The organism is Bradyrhizobium sp. SZCCHNR1051, assembly GCF_032489615.1.
Classification (GTDB): domain Bacteria; phylum Pseudomonadota; class Alphaproteobacteria; order Rhizobiales; family Xanthobacteraceae; genus Bradyrhizobium.
In genome coordinates this window covers 43,585-62,657 of sequence record NZ_JAUEYJ010000022.1, presented here as the reverse complement: position 1 = coordinate 62,657, position 19,073 = coordinate 43,585, and the positions used below count along the sequence as shown (strand labels likewise).

At 64.6% G+C, this 19,073-nt stretch carries 17 protein-coding genes and 1 tRNA gene; 12 read left to right on the top strand and 6 right to left on the bottom strand.

Features of this window, described 5'->3' with window-relative positions; all coding sequences use genetic code 11:
* Positions 1 to 7: 7 nt before the first annotated feature.
* The 3 genes from QW868_RS25250 to QW868_RS25240 form a co-directional block, all read right to left on the bottom strand.
* The gene (locus QW868_RS25250) at positions 8 to 931 is read right to left on the bottom strand and encodes an AEC family transporter (RefSeq protein WP_316231791.1); all 924 of its coding nucleotides are present in this window, start codon (positions 929 to 931) and stop codon (positions 8 to 10) included.
* Between the two features lie 4 nt (positions 932 to 935).
* The gene (gene ruvX / locus QW868_RS25245; RefSeq protein WP_316231790.1) at positions 936 to 1,421 is read right to left on the bottom strand and encodes a Holliday junction resolvase RuvX; all 486 of its coding nucleotides are present in this window, start codon (positions 1,419 to 1,421) and stop codon (positions 936 to 938) included.
* A gap of 147 nt (positions 1,422 to 1,568) precedes the next feature.
* Positions 1,569 to 2,411, bottom strand: coding sequence for an oxidoreductase (locus QW868_RS25240; protein ID WP_316231789.1), 843 nt, complete (start codon positions 2,409 to 2,411; stop codon positions 1,569 to 1,571).
* Between the two features lie 49 nt (positions 2,412 to 2,460).
* On the opposite strand from QW868_RS25240, the gene QW868_RS25235 reads away from it, so the two are divergent.
* Entirely contained in the window at positions 2,461 to 3,060 is a 600-nt protein-coding gene (locus tag QW868_RS25235; protein WP_315775202.1) for a TetR/AcrR family transcriptional regulator, read from the top strand.
* Positions 3,061 to 3,234: 174 nt separating this feature from the next.
* Here QW868_RS25235 and QW868_RS25230 read toward each other — a convergent pair whose 3' ends face one another.
* Positions 3,235 to 4,182 (bottom strand): cyclase family protein, encoded by a 948-nt coding sequence (locus tag QW868_RS25230; RefSeq protein WP_315740280.1) that lies wholly within the window; start codon positions 4,180 to 4,182, stop codon positions 3,235 to 3,237.
* A gap of 316 nt (positions 4,183 to 4,498) precedes the next feature.
* Between QW868_RS25230 and QW868_RS25225 the strand changes: the two genes are divergently transcribed.
* The 8 genes from QW868_RS25225 to QW868_RS25190 all read left to right on the top strand — a co-directional run bounded on the left by QW868_RS25225 (position 4,499) and on the right by QW868_RS25190 (position 11,737).
* Positions 4,499 to 5,575, top strand: coding sequence for a nitronate monooxygenase family protein (locus QW868_RS25225; RefSeq protein ID WP_316231788.1), 1,077 nt, complete (start codon positions 4,499 to 4,501; stop codon positions 5,573 to 5,575).
* A gap of 108 nt (positions 5,576 to 5,683) precedes the next feature.
* A complete protein-coding gene (gene gatC / locus QW868_RS25220) occupies positions 5,684 to 5,971 on the top strand; it encodes an Asp-tRNA(Asn)/Glu-tRNA(Gln) amidotransferase subunit GatC (protein ID WP_315773127.1) in 288 nt (95 codons plus the stop codon).
* 70 nt (positions 5,972 to 6,041) lie between these two features.
* Complete coding sequence (locus tag QW868_RS25215; RefSeq protein WP_315740275.1) at positions 6,042 to 6,278, top strand: hypothetical protein; 237 nt, start codon at positions 6,042 to 6,044, stop codon at positions 6,276 to 6,278.
* Positions 6,275 to 7,750 carry an Asp-tRNA(Asn)/Glu-tRNA(Gln) amidotransferase subunit GatA gene (gene gatA / locus QW868_RS25210; RefSeq protein WP_315740274.1) on the top strand — a complete coding sequence of 492 codons (1,476 nt, stop codon included), beginning with the start codon at positions 6,275 to 6,277 and terminating at the stop codon, positions 7,748 to 7,750. Before QW868_RS25215 ends, gatA begins: the two co-directional genes overlap by 4 nt.
* A complete protein-coding gene (locus QW868_RS25205; RefSeq protein WP_315740273.1) occupies positions 7,741 to 8,037 on the top strand; it encodes a hypothetical protein in 297 nt (98 codons plus the stop codon). The genes gatA and QW868_RS25205 overlap by 10 nt, the downstream gene beginning before the upstream one ends.
* Before the next feature lie 5 nt (positions 8,038 to 8,042).
* Complete coding sequence (gatB, locus tag QW868_RS25200; protein WP_316231787.1) at positions 8,043 to 9,524, top strand: Asp-tRNA(Asn)/Glu-tRNA(Gln) amidotransferase subunit GatB; 1,482 nt, start codon at positions 8,043 to 8,045, stop codon at positions 9,522 to 9,524.
* Positions 9,525 to 10,922: 1,398 nt separating this feature from the next.
* Positions 10,923 to 11,189: a hypothetical protein gene (locus tag QW868_RS25195; protein ID WP_315740271.1), complete on the top strand. Its 267-nt coding sequence runs from the start codon at positions 10,923 to 10,925 to the stop codon at positions 11,187 to 11,189.
* Between the two features lie 194 nt (positions 11,190 to 11,383).
* Positions 11,384 to 11,737 (top strand): hypothetical protein, encoded by a 354-nt coding sequence (locus QW868_RS25190; protein WP_315784481.1) that lies wholly within the window; start codon positions 11,384 to 11,386, stop codon positions 11,735 to 11,737.
* A gap of 132 nt (positions 11,738 to 11,869) precedes the next feature.
* Here the strand turns inward: QW868_RS25190 and QW868_RS25185 are convergent.
* Positions 11,870 to 11,963 (bottom strand) — tRNA-Ser (locus QW868_RS25185).
* A 733-nt stretch (positions 11,964 to 12,696) separates the two neighbouring features.
* Here QW868_RS25185 and QW868_RS25180 point away from each other — a divergent pair.
* Both QW868_RS25180 and QW868_RS25175 read left to right on the top strand, forming a co-directional pair.
* On the top strand, positions 12,697 to 14,226 hold the full coding sequence (locus QW868_RS25180; RefSeq protein ID WP_315740269.1) for a porin: 1,530 nt from the start codon (positions 12,697 to 12,699) through the stop codon (positions 14,224 to 14,226).
* 623 nt (positions 14,227 to 14,849) lie between these two features.
* Positions 14,850 to 15,926: a hypothetical protein gene (locus QW868_RS25175; protein WP_316231786.1), complete on the top strand. Its 1,077-nt coding sequence runs from the start codon at positions 14,850 to 14,852 to the stop codon at positions 15,924 to 15,926.
* Positions 15,927 to 15,995: 69 nt separating this feature from the next.
* Here the strand turns inward: QW868_RS25175 and QW868_RS25170 are convergent, their stop codons facing one another.
* Positions 15,996 to 16,517 carry a MarR family winged helix-turn-helix transcriptional regulator gene (locus QW868_RS25170; protein WP_315740267.1) on the bottom strand — a complete coding sequence of 174 codons (522 nt, stop codon included), beginning with the start codon at positions 16,515 to 16,517 and terminating at the stop codon, positions 15,996 to 15,998.
* A gap of 400 nt (positions 16,518 to 16,917) precedes the next feature.
* Between QW868_RS25170 and QW868_RS25165 the strand changes: the two genes are divergently transcribed.
* Positions 16,918 to 18,447 (top strand): porin, encoded by a 1,530-nt coding sequence (locus QW868_RS25165; RefSeq protein ID WP_315740266.1) that lies wholly within the window; start codon positions 16,918 to 16,920, stop codon positions 18,445 to 18,447.
* The last annotated feature ends 626 nt before the right edge of the window (positions 18,448 to 19,073 follow it).

The window sequence follows — 19,073 nt, the reverse complement described above, 5'->3', positions numbered from 1 at the left end:
GCGGTGTTCAGCCGGCCCAGGCGATCGCGAGCGGCATGGTCAGCGCCGCCAGCACGGTCTGCAGTGAGATGATCTGCGCCAGCAGCGGCGCGTCGCCGCCCATCTGCTTGGCCAGCACATAGGCGCTCGGCGAGGTCGGCACCGCCGCGCAGATCGCGACCACGATGAGGCTCGGGCCGGTGACGCCGAACCATCCGGCGAGCCCGATCGCGAGGAGGGGCATCAAGACCAGCTTGAGCACGACGCCGAGCGCGGCGGCCGGGCCGGCGCGGCGCAAGCCTTCGAAGTGCAGGCCGGCGCCGGTCACCAGGAGGCCGATCGGCAGCGACGCCTGGCCGAGCGCGTCGGCGGCATCATGCCAGAGTTTAGGCAGTGGCACCCGCGCGACGTTGAGCGCGAGGCCGAGGACGCAGGCCCAGATCAGCGGATTGCGCACGATGGTGGCGAGGATCTCGCGGAGCGAGCGGCGGTTCGGCGAGGCATAATGGGCGAGCACCGCGACGCTGAACACGTTGACCATCGGGATGATCGCGATCATCGCGACCGACGCCACCGCAAGGCCGGTGGGGCCGAACAGGCTGCCCGATACGCTAAGCGCGACGTAGGTCTGCCAGCGCGTCGCGCCCTGGAAGATCGAGGTGAAGGCCGGTCCGTCGACGCCGGCGCGCGCGAGCAGCGGCCGCAGGGCGAGGCAGAGCGCGGACATCGCCAGCATCGCCAGGAACAGCGCGCCGCCGATGCCGGCCACCGGCACCTTGCTGAGATCCGCCTTGACGAGGCTCTGCAGCAGCAGGAGGGGGAACAGCACGTAGTAGGTCAATCGCTCCAGCCCGTGCCACTGGGTATCGAGCCGCATCAGGCTGCGCCGCAGGCCAAAGCCGACCACGATCAGCAGGAACACCGGCGCTAGCGCCGCGATGACGGGGCCCATGCGACTACTGACCCGAGCGGCGCAGCGTCGTCAGCCGGTCGAGCGCACCCTGCAGGATGAAGATCGCCGCATGCGTATCGATCACCTCGGCGCGTTTGGCGCGGCTGACATCCATGCCGATCAACTCGCGCTCGACCGCCGCCGTCGACAGCCGCTCGTCCCACAGGCCGATCGGCAAGTCGGTAAGGCCGGCGAGATTGCGCGCGAACGCCCGGGTCGATTGCGCCCGCGGCCCCTCGCTGCCATCCATGTTGATGGGCAGGCCCAGCACCAAGCCGATCACCTTGCGCTCGGTGCAAATCGCCAGCAGTCGCGCCGCGTCGGCCTTGAAGGCCTTGCGCTGGATCGTCTCGACGCCGGTGGCGAGCCGGCGATCGGGATCGGACACGGCGACGCCGATGGTCTTGGTGCCGAGATCGAGGCCGACGAGCGCGCCGCGCTCGGGCCAGCGGCCGGCGGCTTCGACAAGGGGGAGAATGGGGGCGGGCATGGCAATGCGCTTAACACGCAGGCGCGTGGCGAGCCAGCAGGTGAGGGCGTGCATCGCTTCGCCGCCCCGATGAAGCTCGCGCACGCGAGTCGACCGGCCCAGATGTCGAGCGTTGCAGTCTTTCCCGGATGTGCCGGCTTCGGATCATCAAGCGAAGCTGGTGGAGCGCGAGAGCTTGTTCCAGACACTCACTTCGGCTTTCATGCCCTCGATCTTCTGCTCGACCAGGGCCAGCGCGTCCTCACCGAGGAACAGCCGTACAGGCGGTTTTTCGGCTTCCACGAGGGCAAGCAATGCCTGTGCGGCCTTCGCGGGATCGCCGGGTTGGTTTCCGCTCTTGGCCAATCGGGCGGCGCGAATCGGATCCATGACGGCGTCGTAGTCAGAAATGCTGCGTGGCGTGCGATCCATGGACCGTCCCGCCCAATCGGTCCGAAACTGACCGGGCGCGAGCGCAATGACGCGGATGCCGAAGGCGGCCACTTCCTTGCCGAGCGACTCCGAGATGCCCTCCAGCGCGAACTTGCTGCCGCAATAGAAGCTGATCCCGGGCATGGTGATGAAGCCGCCCATGGAGGTCACATTGACGATATGGCCGCGCCGCCTCGCGCGCATCCCCGGCAACACGGCCTTCATCATCGCGACAGGGCCGAACACGTTGGCGGCGAACTGCCGCTGCAGATCGTCGAGCGAGGACTCCTCCAGCGTGCCCTCGTGACCATAGCCGGCATTGTTCACCAGTACGTCGATCGCGCCAATCTGCTTCTCGGCCTCTGCCACAGCAGCCGGGATTGCATCGAAATCGGTAACATCGATTACGAGGGGATGAGCCTTGCCCGCTGCAAGCGCGGCAAAAGCCTCGGCATCCCCGACCCTTCGCACGGTCCCGATCACCCGATGGCCGGCGGCCAGCGCGCCCTTTGCGAACGCTCGGCCCAAGCCCGAGCTGACGCCAGTGACGAGGAAAATCTTCGAATCGGCAGCCGCCATCGTACAACTCCGCATGACAAGGTTATCTATATCATGATATAGATACTGCATGGCACGTGGCAAGACCGAACATTCATCCAGTGGCATGAGAGGCGAGCCGCTTCGTCGGCACGTCCTCGATGCCGCAGAGCGGCTTCTTCGTCAGGGCAGGGCCGATTTCTCGATGCGGGACCTTGCCGCTGAGGCGGGGGTCAGCTTCGCGACGCCGTTCAATCAGTTCGGCAACAAGGCCGCGATCATGCAGGCTCTCTCCATACGTCGGATCGACACCATGGAGGTGCGGTACGCCGCCGCGCCACCATCGAGAGATGCGAATACCCGCGTGCTATTGGCTATTGATACGGCGGTGGCAGTGATGTTGGAGAATCCAGACGTGAACCGGACCGTGATGGGATGGCTGGGTGCCGCCCAGGCTTCGCCCGGTCAGACGCTGTCCCGATCCACTGCCTTCTGGGCACTGGCCTTGGGGAAGGGAGAGGGACTGAGGGCCGGCCGGCGAGAACAAGCCCTGCGCTGCCTTCCAGAGCAACTCGCCTTCAGTTTCCGCGGCGTGTTGTCCTTCTGGACTGCGGGCGAATTGTCGGACGCGGCGCTCGCCCCGCGTGCGCGAGACATGGCGAGCGCCTTGTTGCTCGCCTACCTCCATTGACGTCCGATAGGGGCGGCTTGATCGACTGCCCCCCCGATCCCTGGTCTCTGTCGGCCAGCTTCAGGCGCGCCTGTGGCGGGCTCCTTGTCCAAGGCTTGCTTGCGCAGGACGATTCCCGACTCCTCGTGAGGACGCTGCGCTCCCGGGATGCCCTCACGAGGAGATCGGCGGAGCTTAACGGATCGCGATCGGGTTGATCATGCCCTGGACGCCGCCGCGCCAGCGTGGCTGGCCGAGCACGAACAGGAACTCGTAGCCCTTGTCCTTGGCCAGTTCCGCCGTGTCCATGTTCTCCAGGATGTAGGTCCCGTTCATGGCGAGCAGGATCTGGTGCACCTCGAACAGGTTCGACGACTCGAACGGGATCGCCTCCACCGCCCAGTTGTCGGCGCCGACTGCGACCACACCCTTCGAGGTCAGGTATTTGGCGCCTTCGACGCCGAGACCGGGCTCGCCGGCGCCGTAACGCTTATCGTCCTTGCCGATCAAACCAAGCCAGCCGGTGTGGAAGATCACGATGTCGCCCTGGCGGATCTCGACGCCCTGCTTCTTGGCAGCTTCCTCGATCTCCTTGACGTTGAACGCCGTGCCTTCCTTGACCACGTCGGTGTTGTAATAGGCGGCCATGTCGAGCAGCACGCCGCGCGCCACCAATGGCGGCACCTTCTCGATGCCGAGCTTCTTCAGGCCGGTCGGATCGGCGAAGTCGAGCAGCTTGTTGCCGTTGTAATAGACGTGCTCGATGCCGAGATGGCCGAGCCCGTCGATCTGGCTGCCGACGCCGACCCAGCCTTCGACGATGTCGTCATTGTAGGTCGCCTTGTTCGGGCCGAGGCCGGGAATTCCGGCCTGGCCCGGCTGCACCACGGTGATCTTGAACGAACGCGGCGGATAGGCCGGCGTCTTGGAATCGACGATCATGCCGAGTGGGTAGGTCTTGCCGGTCTTCACCAGCGAGGCGGCTTTGACCACGAGCTCCGGCGTGATGTAGTTGGCCGCGCCGATCTCGTCCTGTGGGCCCCATTTCGATTTCGTCCAATCCGGGGTCTTGTCCTGGGCATTGGCCGTCCCGATCGCACCCATCATGGCAATCGAGCAGCACAACACGAACGCGTTGCGCATCGCATTTCCTCCGACATGTTGACGTTTGTTGTGTTTCGCGCTGGCCAGCGCCCGCATCCTAACTGAGGGCGCCGCGGAACCAAATTGTTTTTCGATCTTGCGTTGCACTGTGCCTGAGTGTCGCACCGGAAGATGTTGCCGGGCAGTGCGCCGGCAGTCGTGATCTCATGTGGCGGAATACGTGGCCTGCGTTCCGCATTGCCGGCACTCTCGACTGTCACGCGCGTTCCTGCCGCGGTATTGTCGGGGCCCGCATGCGTGACGCGCATCCAAAGGCACGTCCTCGCCAAGAACAAGCAAGCACAAGGAGCAGACCATGTGGCCCGATCGCCGGTTTCTCGATCTCGTCAAGACCGAACATCCGATCGTCCTTGCGCCGATGGCCGGGGTGATGGACGCCGATCTCGTGATCGCGGTGGCGCAAGGCGGCGGGCTCGGCTCCTTGCCCTGCGCCATGCTGAGCGCGGACAAGGCGCGCGAGCAGGTCAACATCATCCGCCAGCGCGTGTCGGCGCCGGTCAATGTGAACTTCTTCTGCCACACGCCGGTCGAGGCCGATGCGATCAGCGAGGCCGCGTGGAAGCGGAGGCTCGGCGCCTATTACCAGGAGTATGGCTTGGATCCGGCGGCTCCGGTGACGGCCGCGAACCGTGCTCCCTTCGATGCCGCGATGTGCGCCGTCGTCGAGGAGCTGAGGCCGGAGATCATCAGCTTCCATTTCGGACTGCCTGAGCCGTCACTGCTTGCGCGCGTGAAGGCGACCGGCGCGGTCGTGATGGCGTCCGCGACCGTGGTGCGCGAGGCGGTATGGCTGGAGCGGAACGGCGCCGACGTCATCATCGCGCAAGGTGCGGAGGCCGGCGGCCATCGCGGCATGTTCCTGACCGACAAGCTCGCCGAGCAGGTCGGCACGTTTGCGCTGGTGCCGCAGATCGCGGATGCGGTGAAGCTGCCGGTGATTGCAGCCGGCGGCATCGCCGATGCGCGCGGCATCGCCGCGGCGTTTGCACTCGGTGCATCCGGTGTGCAGATCGGCAGCGCTTTCCTGCGCTGCCCCGAGTCCAAGGTCAGCGTCATGGCCCGCGCCGCGCTTGCCGCCGCCGATGACGAATCCACCGTCATCACCAACGTGATGACCGGCCGGCTCGCCCGCGGCGTCGCCAACCGGGTGATGCGCGAGGTCGGGCCGATCTCGCCGGATGCGCCGGCGTTTCCGCATGCCGCGACCGCGCTCGGTCCGCTCAAGGCCGCGGCAGAGAAGCAGGGCAGGGTGGATTTCACCAATCTCTGGGCCGGCCAGGCGCTGCCGTTGGGGCGCGAGGTGCCGGCGGCCGAACTGACGCGGATGCTGGCCGCACAGGCTCTGGCACGGCTGCGAAGCTTGGCGGGCTGAGGCGTCGGGCAGGGCGCTGCCCCAGGAAAGCCCCGCGGCTGCCGGTTGCGGCGCGAAAGCGGGCTCTGCTATAGGGCGGGTTCACCTTGTCCCGTGAGGCCCTATATAATGTCGGTCGATGCCGCCACCGTCCGCCGGATCGCGCAATTGGCGCGGATCGCTGTCACTGACGCCGAGGTCCCGCATCTGCAGGGCGAGCTCAATGCGATGCTGGATTTCGTCGAGCAGCTGTCGGAGGTCAATGTCGAGGGCGTCGAGCCGATGACCTCGGTGACGCCGATGGCGATGAAGAAGCGGCAGGACGTCGTCAATGACGGCGAGATCGCCGACGACATCGTCAAGAACGCGCCGGCGACCGAGAACCACTTCTTCCTCGTGCCGAAGGTCGTGGAATAGCCAAGGGGTTGGATTGGTCGCTGCTCCGGCGCGATCGACCCGAGCCGTAACCGACAAGCGAGCCAACGCCATGTGCCTGCTCTGCGACGATGAAGCGGCCTACAAGGCCTATATGGACTATCTCGACGCGATGGAGCGGCAGGGCAAGGCCGCCGATCCGGACAAGGCCGTCAACGAGATCCTCGACCAGCTCGAAGCGGCCGCCAATACCAAGAAAGCCTCCCCTGCGAAGAACAAGTTCTTCGCGGACGACCCGGCCGACGACAAGACGCTTTCTCCTTTCTTCTGCAGCCCGATCAACAAATGACCGATTTGACTTCGCTGACGCTCGCCGATGCCCGCAAGGGGCTCGCGAGCAAGACCTTCACGTCGCTCGAGCTGACCGACGCTCATCTCAAGGCCATTGAGGACGCGCGCGCCCTCAACGCCTTCGTGATGGAGACGCCGGATCAGGCGCGCGCCATGGCGCGCGACGCCGACGCCAGGATCAATAAGGGCGAAGGCGGGCCGCTGGCCGGCATTCCGCTGGGGATCAAGGATCTTTTCGCCACCAAGGATGTCCGCACCACGGCGTGCTCGAAGATCCTCGGCAATTTCGTGCCGCCTTACGAGTCAACCGTGACCTCGCAGCTCTGGCGCGACGGCGCGGTCATGCTCGGCAAGCTCAACAATGACGAGTTCGCTATGGGCTCGTCGAACGAGACCTCGTGCTTCGGCCCGGTCGGCAACCCGTGGCGCCGCGAGGGCTCCAACACCACCTTGGTGCCGGGCGGCTCGTCCGGCGGCTCGGCTTCGGCGGTGGCCGCGCTGCTCTGCATGGGCGCGACCGCAACCGACACCGGCGGCTCGATCCGCCAGCCGGCGGCGTTCACCGCCACCGTCGGCATCAAGCCGACCTATGGCCGCTGCTCGCGCTGGGGCATCGTCGCCTTTGCCTCGTCGCTCGACCAGGCCGGGCCGATTGCGCGCACGACCCGGGATGCGGCGATCCTGCTGCGCTCGATGGCCGGCCACGATCCGAAGGATACGACCTCGGTCGACATCCCCGTGCCGGACTACGAGGCGGCGATCGGCAGGTCGGTGAAGGGCATGAAGATCGGCATTCCCAAGGAGTACCGGCTGGACGGCATGCCGGCCGAGATCGAGAAGCTCTGGAGCGAGGGCGCGGCGTGGCTGAAGGCGGCCGGTGCCGAGCTGGTCGAGGTGTCGCTGCCGCACACCAAATACGCGCTGCCGGCCTATTACATCGTGGCGCCGGCCGAGGCGTCCTCGAACCTCGCCCGCTACGACGGCGTCCGCTATGGCCTGCGCGTGCCGGGGAAGTCCATTGGCGAGATGTACGAGAACACCAGGGCCGAAGGGTTTGGCGCCGAGGTCCGCCGCCGCGTCATGATCGGAACCTATGTGCTGTCGGCCGGCTATTACGACGCCTATTATCTGCGCGCGCAGAAGGTCCGCACCCTCATCAAGAAGGATTTCGAGGACTGCTTCGCCAAGGGCGTCAACGCCGTCCTGACCCCGGCGACACCGTCGGCCGCCTTCGGCATCGGCGAGAAGGGCGGCGCCGATCCGATCGAGATGTATCTCAACGACATCTTCACGGTGACCGTGAACATGGCGGGACTGCCAGGCATCGCCGTGCCCGCCGGCAAGGACAGTCAGGGGCTGCCGCTCGGGCTGCAACTGATCGGCCGTCCGTTCGACGAGGAGACGCTGTTCTCGCTCGGCGAGGTCATCGAGCAGGCGGCGGGACGCTTCACGCCGGTCCGGTGGTGGTAAGCGTCGCCGATTTCAAGACGAGCCTCGCGGGCGACGCGCCCGCGGCCGGACTGTCGCCCGTGCTGACCGGCCTGTGGTGGCTGGCGAAGGGCGACTGGGACCGCTCGCACAAGATCATTCAGGACGAGACCGGCCGCGACGCGGCCTGGGTGCACGCGCATCTGCATCGCGTCGAAGGCGATCTCGGCAATGCCGCCTACTGGTATCGGCAGGCCGGGCAGCCCGTCGCCAAGGATGCATTGGATATCGAATTTGAGCGGATCGTCTCCGCGCTGATGGGGAGTTGAGGGCCATGACGGCAACCAGCGGCAAGCTGATGAAGGGCGCCACCGGCGACTGGGAGGTCGTGATCGGCATGGAGATCCATGCCCAGGTCACCTCGAAGTCGAAGCTGTTCTCGGGCGCTTCGACCGCGTTCGGCGGCGATCCCAACAGCCACGTCTCGCTGGTCGACGTGGCGATGCCGGGCATGCTGCCGGTCATCAACGAGGAGTGCGTGCGGCAGGCCGTGCGCACCGGGCTCGGGCTCAATGCCAAGATCAACCTGCGCTCGGTGTTCGACCGCAAGAACTATTTCTACCCCGACCTGCCGCAGGGCTATCAGATCAGCCAGTACAAGGATCCGATCGTGGGCGAGGGCGAGGTCGCGGTCGAGCTCGACGGCGGCAAGACCGCCACGATCGGCATCGAGCGCCTGCACCTCGAGCAGGATCCCGGGAAGATGCTGCACGACCAGTCGCCGTCGCTGTCCTATATCGACTTCAACCGCTGTGGCGTGGCGCTGATGGAGATCGTCTCCAAGCCGGACATCCGCGATGCCGAGCAGGCCAAGGCCTATGTGACCAAGCTGCGCTCGATCCTGCGCTATCTCGGCACCTGCGACGGCGACATGGAGAAGGGAAGCCTGCGCGCCGACGTCAACGTCTCCGTGCGCAAGCCGGGCGGCGGCCCGCTCGGCACCCGCTGCGAGATCAAGAACATCAACTCGATCAATTTCATCGGCCAGGCGGTCGAGGCCGAGGCGCGGCGCCAGATCGAGATCATCGAGGACGGCGGCGCGATCGAGCAGGAAACCCGGAGGTTCGATCCCGACAAGGGCGAGACGCGCTCGATGCGGTCCAAGGAGGAGGCGCACGACTACCGTTACTTCCCGGATCCGGACCTGTTGCCGCTCGAGTTCAGCCAGGCCTTCGTCGACGAGCTGAAGGCGGCACTGCCGGAGCTGCCGGATCAGAAGAAGGCGCGCTTCATCGCCGATGTCGGCCTGTCGCCCTATGACGCCTCGGTGCTGGTGGCCGAGCGCGAGAGCGCGGCGTTCTATGAGAGCGTGCTGGAGGCGCTGTCCGACCGGGCGCGCGACGGCAAGCTCGCCGCCAACTGGGTGATCAACGAGCTGTTCGGCCGGCTCAACAAGGAGGGCCGCGACATCGCGTCCTCGCCGGTGTCGGCAAGCCAGCTCGCCGCGATCGTCGCGCTGATCGGCGACGGCACCATCTCCGGCAAGATCGCCAAGGACCTGTTCGAGATCGTCTGGAGCGAGGGCGGCGATCCGCGCGAGCTGGTCGAGAGCCGCGGCATGAAGCAGGTGACCGATCTCGGCGCGATCGAGAAGGTGGTCGACGAGATCATCGCCGCCAATCCGGACAAGGTGGCGCAGGCGAAAGCGAAGCCGCAGCTGGCCGGCTGGTTCGTCGGTCAGGTGATGAAGTCGTCGGGCGGCAAGGCCAATCCGCAGGCGGTCAACGACATCCTGAAGAGCAAGCTCGGTATCTGAAACGGCGATCGCTCGTCTTCGTTCCAGCGGCGCGCACACGGTGCGCGCCGTTTTGTTTGACCCGACGACTTCGCGAATCGCTGCGCGCGATTCGCAAAAAAGCCACCATTGCCGAGCGTTCGAACGCACACGAGGGCGTGTGCAATGAAAATTTTTTCGTTGCCAAAATTTACGACTCAGAGTCCGCGCGCCGCCTTCATCGTGCGAGTCCGCGCCTTGCGATGTGCACGCCGCCGCTTTCGCGCTGTCATGTAGCAGCTCAGAAAATGCTTGCAGCGTAGGCTTTTCCTGCAATGTCTATCAGTAGCGCGCTTGGCGTCGCGCGCAGCCGCGTGCGCGTTTGCGATGTCGAACCTCGCACTGCTTCGCGCGTTGCGTCAGCCGCGTGCGCGCGCGCCTGTCAACACTTCCTTAAGCCGGAAGCTGTTTTTTTTCACTCGTTGGTGTATCGATGAGGAGTGCAGCTCGATTCCCGAGTGCACGCATCGACTAAGCCATCTCACATCGGAGGGCAACATGGCCAAGAAAGCGAAGAAGGCGAAGAAGGCAGTGAAGAAGGTCGCGAAGACCGCGGCGAAGAAGACTGCCAAGAAGACCAAGAAGGTCGCCAAGAAGAAGTAACTCTCGCAGTCCTTGCGAGATGAGTCCGGCAGCTGATGCCGGCACGTCGTTGGAACGCAGGTCGGCATAGCTCCTCGCGAGCCGGGCAGATCTCCTGAAGCTCCAACAGACGATAGAGGGTGTCGGCGAGACATCAGGTCAACGGTCGGATCGAACTCGAGAGCGGCTTCGCTCGCGGTGCGGTCCGGCAGAAGAAACAGGATTTCTTCGTTCGGTGCAGATCGCGTTTCCGGTCTGCAATCTCACGAGCGGCTATCAGCCAGAGTGGGATCTGATCCTGACGTGTTCGCCGACGCCCTCGATCCTTGAGCACCGCGCCTCCGGCGACTGCGTGCCTTCCAGTCTCCCATAGACGAACGACCTTATTAGCAACTCGGTGCACGCGTACTCATGCTGCAGTGCGCTACGCAATCTCCCGCACCCTGTGTCAAGACGTGTCCGGTCCCAGTGCGGCTGTTGACCGCCTGCGTGGTGCGCTCCGCCCCGGCGCGGTGAAGCGCTTTCGCGGATGGTTAGGGGTTTGCCAAACAGAACGGTAAACCGCTCTTTGCCGAGTTGAAGAATCCATTTCGAATCAATGCATTGAAGCCGTCCCGGGAAAATGCGGGGTTCCGCGTTCAGGGCTCGTTCAGCACGATGTTTAAACTGCCTTTCAAACTTGATCGGTCATCCTTCGCGCATAAGCCGCGAGACGGCATGGGGATAACCAGGCGTTGAACAGTTGGACGGGGGCGTGCTCGGGTGACCGGCCGCCTCCTCGGGCGAAGGAGAGCGACGATGTTTCAGGGACAACTCAATTTTGATGATGTGACCACCGCGGAGCAGGGCGCCAGCGGCGATGTCCTGTTCGAGCTCGGCATGCTCTATGCGAGCGGTCGCGACGGTGCGGTCGATCTGATCGCCGCGCACAAATGGTTCAATCTCGCCGCCCTCAGGGGGCGCGTCGACGCCGTGGCAATGCGCCGCGAGGTCGCCGAGCAGATGTCGGATGCCGAGATCGCGACCGCGCAGCGCGAGGCGCGCGCCTGGATGACCGCGCACTGAGCGAGCTCGGCCGCGACTTGCGGATCTCGCTTTCGGTGCGAGCCATGCCGCACGAGCCAGTTCGCCGGCCGCGAACCGGGACGCTGGGGTGACCCGCGCCCGATCGTTCATTCTCGTCGGAAGCGGGCCTCGTCGCGCGCCTATGAATCTCCTATCTGTCGTCCGATGTGACGCAGGCAGGCGGGATTGACGGCATGGGCCAGGCACGGCGACAGGCGCGGCGGCAAGAGCTGATCGACTGCCATGACTGCGGCAGCGGCGTCTCCTTCAGCGCAGTGGCGTGCCCGCATTGCGGATCGACCGAGCCGGCCGGGCCTGCGGTGCAGAGCCGGCGTGAGTTGAAGCGTCTGCGGGTCGAGGCCCACAACGACCGCCGCCTCGTCGTGGTGACCGTGCTCTGTGCGGGCCTCGGCGCCATCTACGGTGCCGTGATGGGAGCAGGAGGCGCGGCGTCATGGTGGGCTGCGCTGGGCTATGGCTTCGTCGGCACCGTCATCGGCGTGCCCGCCGCCTTCGTGATCAATATCAGCCGTGGCCTGTTCGATTGAGCCCGCGCGTGATCGCGCGGCAACCGTGATCACGGCGGCCACGGTCCGTTGCGATCCGGCAGGTGCGTGAACGGCTCGGCTTTGATGCGGATGATCAGGGGTAGGGGGCTGCTGGCCGCGCCGACGGGCGGCTGGCGGAGACGGAGGGATTCGAACCCTCGATAGGGCTTTACGACCCTATAACGGTTTAGCAAACCGCCGCCTTCAGCCACTCGGCCACGTCTCCAGCGAGGGTCGGTATGCCCGACGCCGCGCTGAGCCGCAAGCGGCAGATTGCATGCGGTTTCGAAATCCTCACAGGGCTGCGTCTTCGCCGGATCGGCCCCGCCGTTGGCGATCGATCCGAGCTGAGCCTGCCGTTTGATCGGACGCGGCACGGCATGGAAGTCGACGGGCGGCGCAGGCCCTCTCGATGGTCCCTGATATAGAGCGTCACCAATATAGAGGGTCGCCTGGAACGACGGGCCGGTGGCAGGGGGCGCAGAGGGCATTGTCCTCCGGTCCGATTCTCGTTCAGCGCCTTGGCTGGATTCGTGGCCCCGGTGCCTGACTTGGGGCGGGTTCCTGGCGGGCGAGTGCTCGCGGCCCTGAACACCCAAAATTGCGTTGTGACAAAACGATAACATAAACAGCAAGTTAGGTGTTCCCGCAGAACCACGGTCGCGTGCCTTTTGTGCAACACCAGTCCGAAAAGGCGCCGCCTGGGCGCCGCAATGATGGTTCCTTTGTTGCGTGTGCAAAGGCCTTCGGTAATTCTGCTCACACGACGAAGGGGGGCATCCCGACGTCGTCCCGTTTAGGTCGTTCGCTCAAGTCCCTCGCGTTCATGCGGGTGTGTCCCATAGCGCGAAGCGGCTGAGCGACGGGTCGAAGAGGGATAACGGTACCAACCCCAAGGGTGTCTCTCACCCAGCGGAGGCGGAACCTTCCCTGACTGAGCAACTTGGAGGTTTAACATTATGAACACGATCAAGAGCCTTGTCCTGGGCTCGGCGGCCGCTCTCGTCGCCATGTCCGGGGCTCAGGCAGCTGACCTTCCGATCAAGGCCAAGGCGGTCGAGTATGTGAAGGTCTGCTCGCTTTACGGCGCTGGCTTCTACTACATCCCCGGCACCGACACCTGCATCAAGCTCGGCGGCTACGTCCGCGCCGAGACCTCGTTCGCCAGCAACGGCCAGTACAACAACGCTGTGAACGGCGTCTCCGGTGGCAACAACCGCCACAGCAACTACTACTACAGCCGCGCTCGTCAGGACCTCAACATCGACACGCGCACCGCGACCGAGTACGGCGTGGTTCGTACCTATGCCGATCTGACGTTCACCTGGACCAGCGGCACCTACGCCGGCTCGGGTTCGGCGACCGGCGCAACCGCCTACTCGACGGCCGGCGCTCCTGGCGCACAGGCCGACGGCAACATCGCGCAGGGTGGCCTGGGCGTGTACTACGCCTTCATCCAGTTCGCTGGCTTCACCATGGGTAAGGCCGTGTCGCAGTTCGACGCGCCCTGGACCAACTACCCGGGCAACAACTTCGACGGCCTGTGGGGCGGCGGCGGCACCGTGACCGGTGTCAACCAGTTCAGCTACACCGCCGACTTCGGCTCGGGCATCACGGCGGCGATCTCGGCGCAGGACGCGACCCAGTACTACACCACTAACCTGTGGAACGTGTCGGGCATCACTGCCGCCAGCATCGTCGGCGGCTCCTACGGCACCAACTCGTTCGGCGGCAACGTTGCTCCGGACATCGTCGGCATGGTCCGCGTCGACCAGGCCTGGGGTCTGTTCCAGGCGTCGTTCGCGGCGCATGACAACCACACCGGCTACTACGGCGCCACCGAGCTCACCGGTCACCCGGCTGACAAGTGGGGCTGGGCGGCTCAGCTGGCCTTGTCGATCAAGAACATCCCGACCGGCCCCGGCGACACCATCAACATCCAGGGCGTCTACACCAACGGTGCGAGCCGTTACAACGCTCAGAGCCTGGTGCCGACCACCTACGCGATGTACGGCGGCAGCAGCACGGCTGGTGTCTACGGCACGCTCGGCTTCGCTGGCGTCAGCGACTCGGTCTTCGTGACCGGCGGTGAGCAGCAGCTGACCACGACCTACGGCTTCCGTGGTGCTTACACCCACAACTGGAGCCCGACCTGGAACTCGGCGATCTACGGTTCGTGGGCTGCCGTGAGCTACAACAACACTGCCAAGGGCCTGATCTGCGGCAGCGCGGCGATGGGTGCGATCGCGGGCGCAGGCTTCACCTGCAACCCCGACTTCAACATCTCCTCGCTCGGCTTGATCACCCGTTGGACCCCGGTCAAGAACCTGACCTTCTCGGCCGACGTGGCCTGGACCAACCTGGACCAGAAGTACTCGGGCAACATCGCGTACCCGGGTTCGGCCACGGTTTCCAAGCCGGCGGCGACCTACCAGCTCAAGGACCAGAACTCGGTGTCCTTGCTGCTCCGCGCTCAGCGCAACTTCTGATCCTGATCGTCTGATCGGGATTCAAGAGCCCCCGGCAGGAAACTGCCGGGGGTTTTTGCTGTTTGTGGCAGCGCATTCCGGCCCAGCACCCGAGTCAGGCTCGCTCGAAGATCGATGCAAGATCGGCAACTGAGACAAATCAAAATCGGCGGCTGAGGCAATGAGGAGGATTCCGAACGCCTCGTTGATCGAAAATCAGTTTCTTTTCAGTAACTTGACAGTCTGTCGGTATTTTTTTTAAATTGGTGTTGAAAACAGATGAGTTGATAAGCTAATTTTGTCACGCGCTGATAGCGATCCCTCCTCAAGAGGACACTGCCGATCCAAGTTCGACGATCCTATGATGTTAGACTCCACGAAACCTCTGGCGATGCCCCGCCGGAGGTTTCTTCATTTCAGGATCTCCTCGTCGCCCGGTTCCTGAGGTTGGCTTTCGGTTGCAACGTACCGGTGCAACCGCTGCGCGTCAGCGCAAAGCATCCATCGTAGACCAAAGGTCGGAGCAAAATTCCTTGCGCATCGGCTTGACCGGGAAATCCCGGGTGGTCACGATGACCGCTAGATGACGGGGCCACACCGTCACGCCAGCGAGGAATCAGTCCAAGATGAGTTCGGAAGGCTCTGTGGGAGTGCTGCGTCCGTGGTCCGAGCAAGACGATCTGGCGGGCGCCATCACGCGGTTGCTGGAGGCGCGGCCGGAGGGCCGGGCCGAGCTTGCGGAATGTCTGGCGGTTGCGCAGCGGATCGACGCCAGCGACGACGAGTCCTGGTATCGCGAGTGGATGCAATGCGCGGATGCGATGAAGGCTGCCGCCGCCGATGCTGTGAGCAGCGGCCGTCCCGAGCTGGCGTTGCGCAAATGGTCGCGCGCGGTCGATTGTTATGAGGCTGCGGCCTGTCCGTTCAGCAGCTCACGCTCCCGCCAGGCCGTCGTGCTGTCCCGCATGCGCGAATGTGCGCGCGAATTCCTGCGCTGCGCCGATCCGCAAGGAGAGGTCGTCACGATTCCCTGGCGAGCGGACTATTCGCTCGAAGCCTATTTCCTGCCGGCGCGCTGCGGGGCAGGCAGGGCGCCCACCGTCATCTGCATCGGTGAGCCCGGCCGTCGCAAGGAAACGTCCCTGTTCAAGCTTGCAGCCCATGCGGAGCAGCGCGGCTTGGCGTTGCTGGTGGTCGATCTGCTGGGCAGCGGACCGGACTGCCGCTTCGAGGAGATCGTCGGCCGTCGCGATCTCGAATCAGCCATCGCGAGCGTGACGGACTACGTGACGTCCCGTGATGACGTGGACGAAGGCCGGATCGCGATCCTGGCCGACGACTGGAGCTCGTCCTTCGTCGCGCGCGGCATCGCACTCGATCCGCGCTATGCTGCGGCGGTCTGCGACGCCGGCTTGTGGGACATTCACGAGCGCGTCTTCCTGTCGCGCCGACCCGGTGCGGGCGAGCGGGGCAGGCTGTCGATCGCGACCGATGGGCTGGCGGCGCGGCAGATCATGTGTCCGCTGCTGGTGACGGTGCCGGAGCGTGGCTGGCTTCGAGCTGACATCGCAACCCGGCTGATCGCGCAGATCAAGCGCGAGCACCCGGACATCACCCTGAAGATCGTCTCCAGCGCGGGCGCCGATTGGCTTGAAGCCGATGCCTTCGTCTTCGACTGGATCGCCAAGCGTCTGGCGGGGTCTCCGCGGCCTCCAGGCTGACGCGACCGTATGTCTGCGCTCGCTGCCTGTAAGAGGCGGTCGGGCCGTGACCGCCTCGGGGGGGGGGCCTCAGAGCCCCATCGTGAGTCGCGCGCTGGCCTTTTCGAAACGGTCCTTGAGGCCAGCCAGCTTGTCCGTGAAGGTCGCGAGCTCACGAGCGTCGAATTCCTCGAAGATGAAGCCGAAGATCTGCGCTTGCTGAGCTTCCAGCTCGGCGAACTGCTCCGATGTCTTGGCGGTGAGCGACATCCGGACCACGCGCGCATCGTTGGGAGCGGGCTTGCGTTCCATGAAGCCCTTCTTCTCGAGCAGCTTCGACTGCGTCGTGACGAAGGAGGGGTCGACGTGCAGCCGCTTGGCCGCCGCATTCACGGCGACTCCCTCGCCTTGATCCAGTTCGGAGATCGCCATCAGGATCATCCATTGCGGGCCACTGATGCCGATTCTCTTGGCCCAGAAGTACCTCAGCTCCTCCAGATGGACGTTGATCGTGGAGATCTCCCTGGCGAAGCGAAGAATGGCGTCGCGATTCTTCGGCAGATGTTCGGCAGTCTTCGGTTGCGCGTCCGCTTCCACAGGTGCGGCAGACATGTTCTTCAAGGGCGCCATTGCTCAGGAGTTCCGGTACGAAGCTTGACCCTAAAGAAAAAAAATCCGCAACAAAATCACTTATCTAGGAGGACATCCGTCGTCCCCCGTGCGCTGCACAACAAGCTGCCATTGTGTTGCCCTTAAGACACATTTCGGCTTCATTCAATTACCTGACTGCATAAACTATTTTGCTTACCGAATGAGCGAAGGCATAGTTCCTGGCGACGGTGGGGGGTTACTCGATCGTCCCGTGACAGGTGGTTCGCTTAAGTCCCTCGCGTGATGCGGGTGTGTCCGATGGCGCGAAGCGGCTGAAGCGGTTTTTCGGGAGCGGAGGAAGCGGATCGTCCTGGGGGATCTTGGTCCGGTTCTTTCTCAAAAGAGCAACTTGGAGGTTTAAATGAAGACGGTTAAGAGCCTTGTCCTCGGCTCGGCGGCAGCTCTGCTCGCCATGTCCGCGGCTCAGGCGGCCGACCTTCCGATCAAGGCCAAAGCGGTCGAGTATGTGAAGGTTTGCTCCCTGTATGGTGCGGGCTTCTACTACATCCCCGGCACCGACACCTGTATCAAGCTGGGTGGCTACCTGCGCGCCGAAGTGGTCGCCGGCAGCAACAGCATCTTCAACGGAACGTTCAGCGGCCAGGGCGGCGCACACAACCGCCTCAGCAACTACTACACCTCTCGTGCTCGTGAAGATCTGAACATCGACACCCGCACGGCGACCGAATACGGCGTGGTCCGCACCTTCGCCGACCTGACCTTCAGCTGGACCTCGGGCGGCTATGCCGGCACGGGTTCGGCCACCGGTGCGACCGCCTACTCGACGGCGGGTGCGCCTGGCGCTCAGGCCGACGGCAACATCGCGCAGGGCTCGCTCGGCGTGTACTATGCCTTCATCCAGTTCGCCGGCTTCACGATGGGTAAGGCCGTGTCGCAGTTCGACACGCCCTGGACCAACTATCCGGGCAACAACTTCGACGGTCTCGCTGGCGGCGGCGGCACGGTCACCGGCGTCAATCAGCTGAGCTACACCGCTGACTTCGGCTCCGGCATCACGGCCACGGTTTCGGCCCAGGATGCGACTGCCTACTACCAGAACAACCTCTGGAACGTGGCTGGTTCGACGGCGGCTGGCGTGATCGGTGGTGCTTACGGCACCAGCGCCTACGGCGGCAACGTTGCTCCGGACTTCGTCGGTATGGTCCGCGTCGACCAGGCCTGGGGTCTGTTCCAGGCGTCGTTCGCGGCGCATGACAACCATGTCGCTTACTACGGCGCGTCCGAGACCTCCGGCCACCCGGCCGACAAGTGGGGTTGGGCGGCTCAGCTGGCCCTGTCGATCAAGAACATCCCGACCGGACCTGGTGACACGATCAACGTGCAGGGCGTCTACACCAATGGTGCGAGCCGCTACAACATCCAGAGCCTGATGCCGAACAACTACTCGATGTACGGCAGCACGGGTCTGGCTGGCGCCTATCAGAGCATCGGCTTTGCGGGCGTGGGCGACTCGGTCTTCACGACCGGCGGTGAGCAGCAGCTGACCACGACCTACGGTATCCGTGGTGCTTATACGCACAACTGGAACCCGGCCTGGAACACTGCGATCTACGGGTCTTGGGCTGCCGTCCGTTACAACGGCACTGCCAAGGGCCTGATCTGCACCAGCCCCGGCGTTGTCGCGGCCTTCAACGCGGGTTCGACCTGTAATCCGGACTTCGATCTGGCCACCATCGGCCTGATCACGCGCTGGACCCCGGTCAAGAACCTGACCTTCTCGGCCGACTTCGCCTACTCCTGGCTCGACCAGAAGCACTCTGGTTCGGTGACCTCGCCGGCGGTTGCTGCCGTCGCGAAGCCGGCCGCTGTGTACGAGATCAAGGATCAGCAGTCGGCTGTGCTGCTGCTCCGCGCCCAGCGCAACTGGTGATCCAGACCGTCTCATGACGGTTTGACCAGCCCCCGGCAGGCAACTGCCGGGGGTTTTTCTTTGCCTGGCCAGCTCGTGCTCCAGCGCCGAGACCCGCATTCCTCGCCGCTCCGCTCCGTCGCTGACAAACATGCTGCAGATCCGCCCGAGAACCACACCGCGCGGCCACGCGACGCAATGTGATCTGGATGGAATTTCGCGACCGACTCGTGGCCATCCAGCTCAAACATCCGTGAGAGGCGGTTGCCGGGTTCGTTCGGTTCGACCGCACGTTTGAGCCAAGCGTGACCTCGGGCAGGCGAGGGCGCGTGCCGCGATGGTCAGGCCGGAGAAGTGGGAGACTCGCGCTCGCCGCCCTTCTCGGCGCCCGTCCTGCTGCATTCCCGCCACGACCGCGACATGCATTCGGCGGCGAAAGTCTTCCCCGACACATTACTCTTGGAGATTTGGCAGCCGTGTGCCGTGCCGCGGCCGCGCCACATGCGTGATCCGGCCGGTCACGAGAATGGTCCGATAAAGCACCAAGTCCGCCTCTCGATCGTTCCGACTGCAACGCTATGCGCGAGCACTGTGGTGCAGCTGGAGACGGGCTGACCGTGGGGGCGGTCGTTCGATGTCGAGCCGGG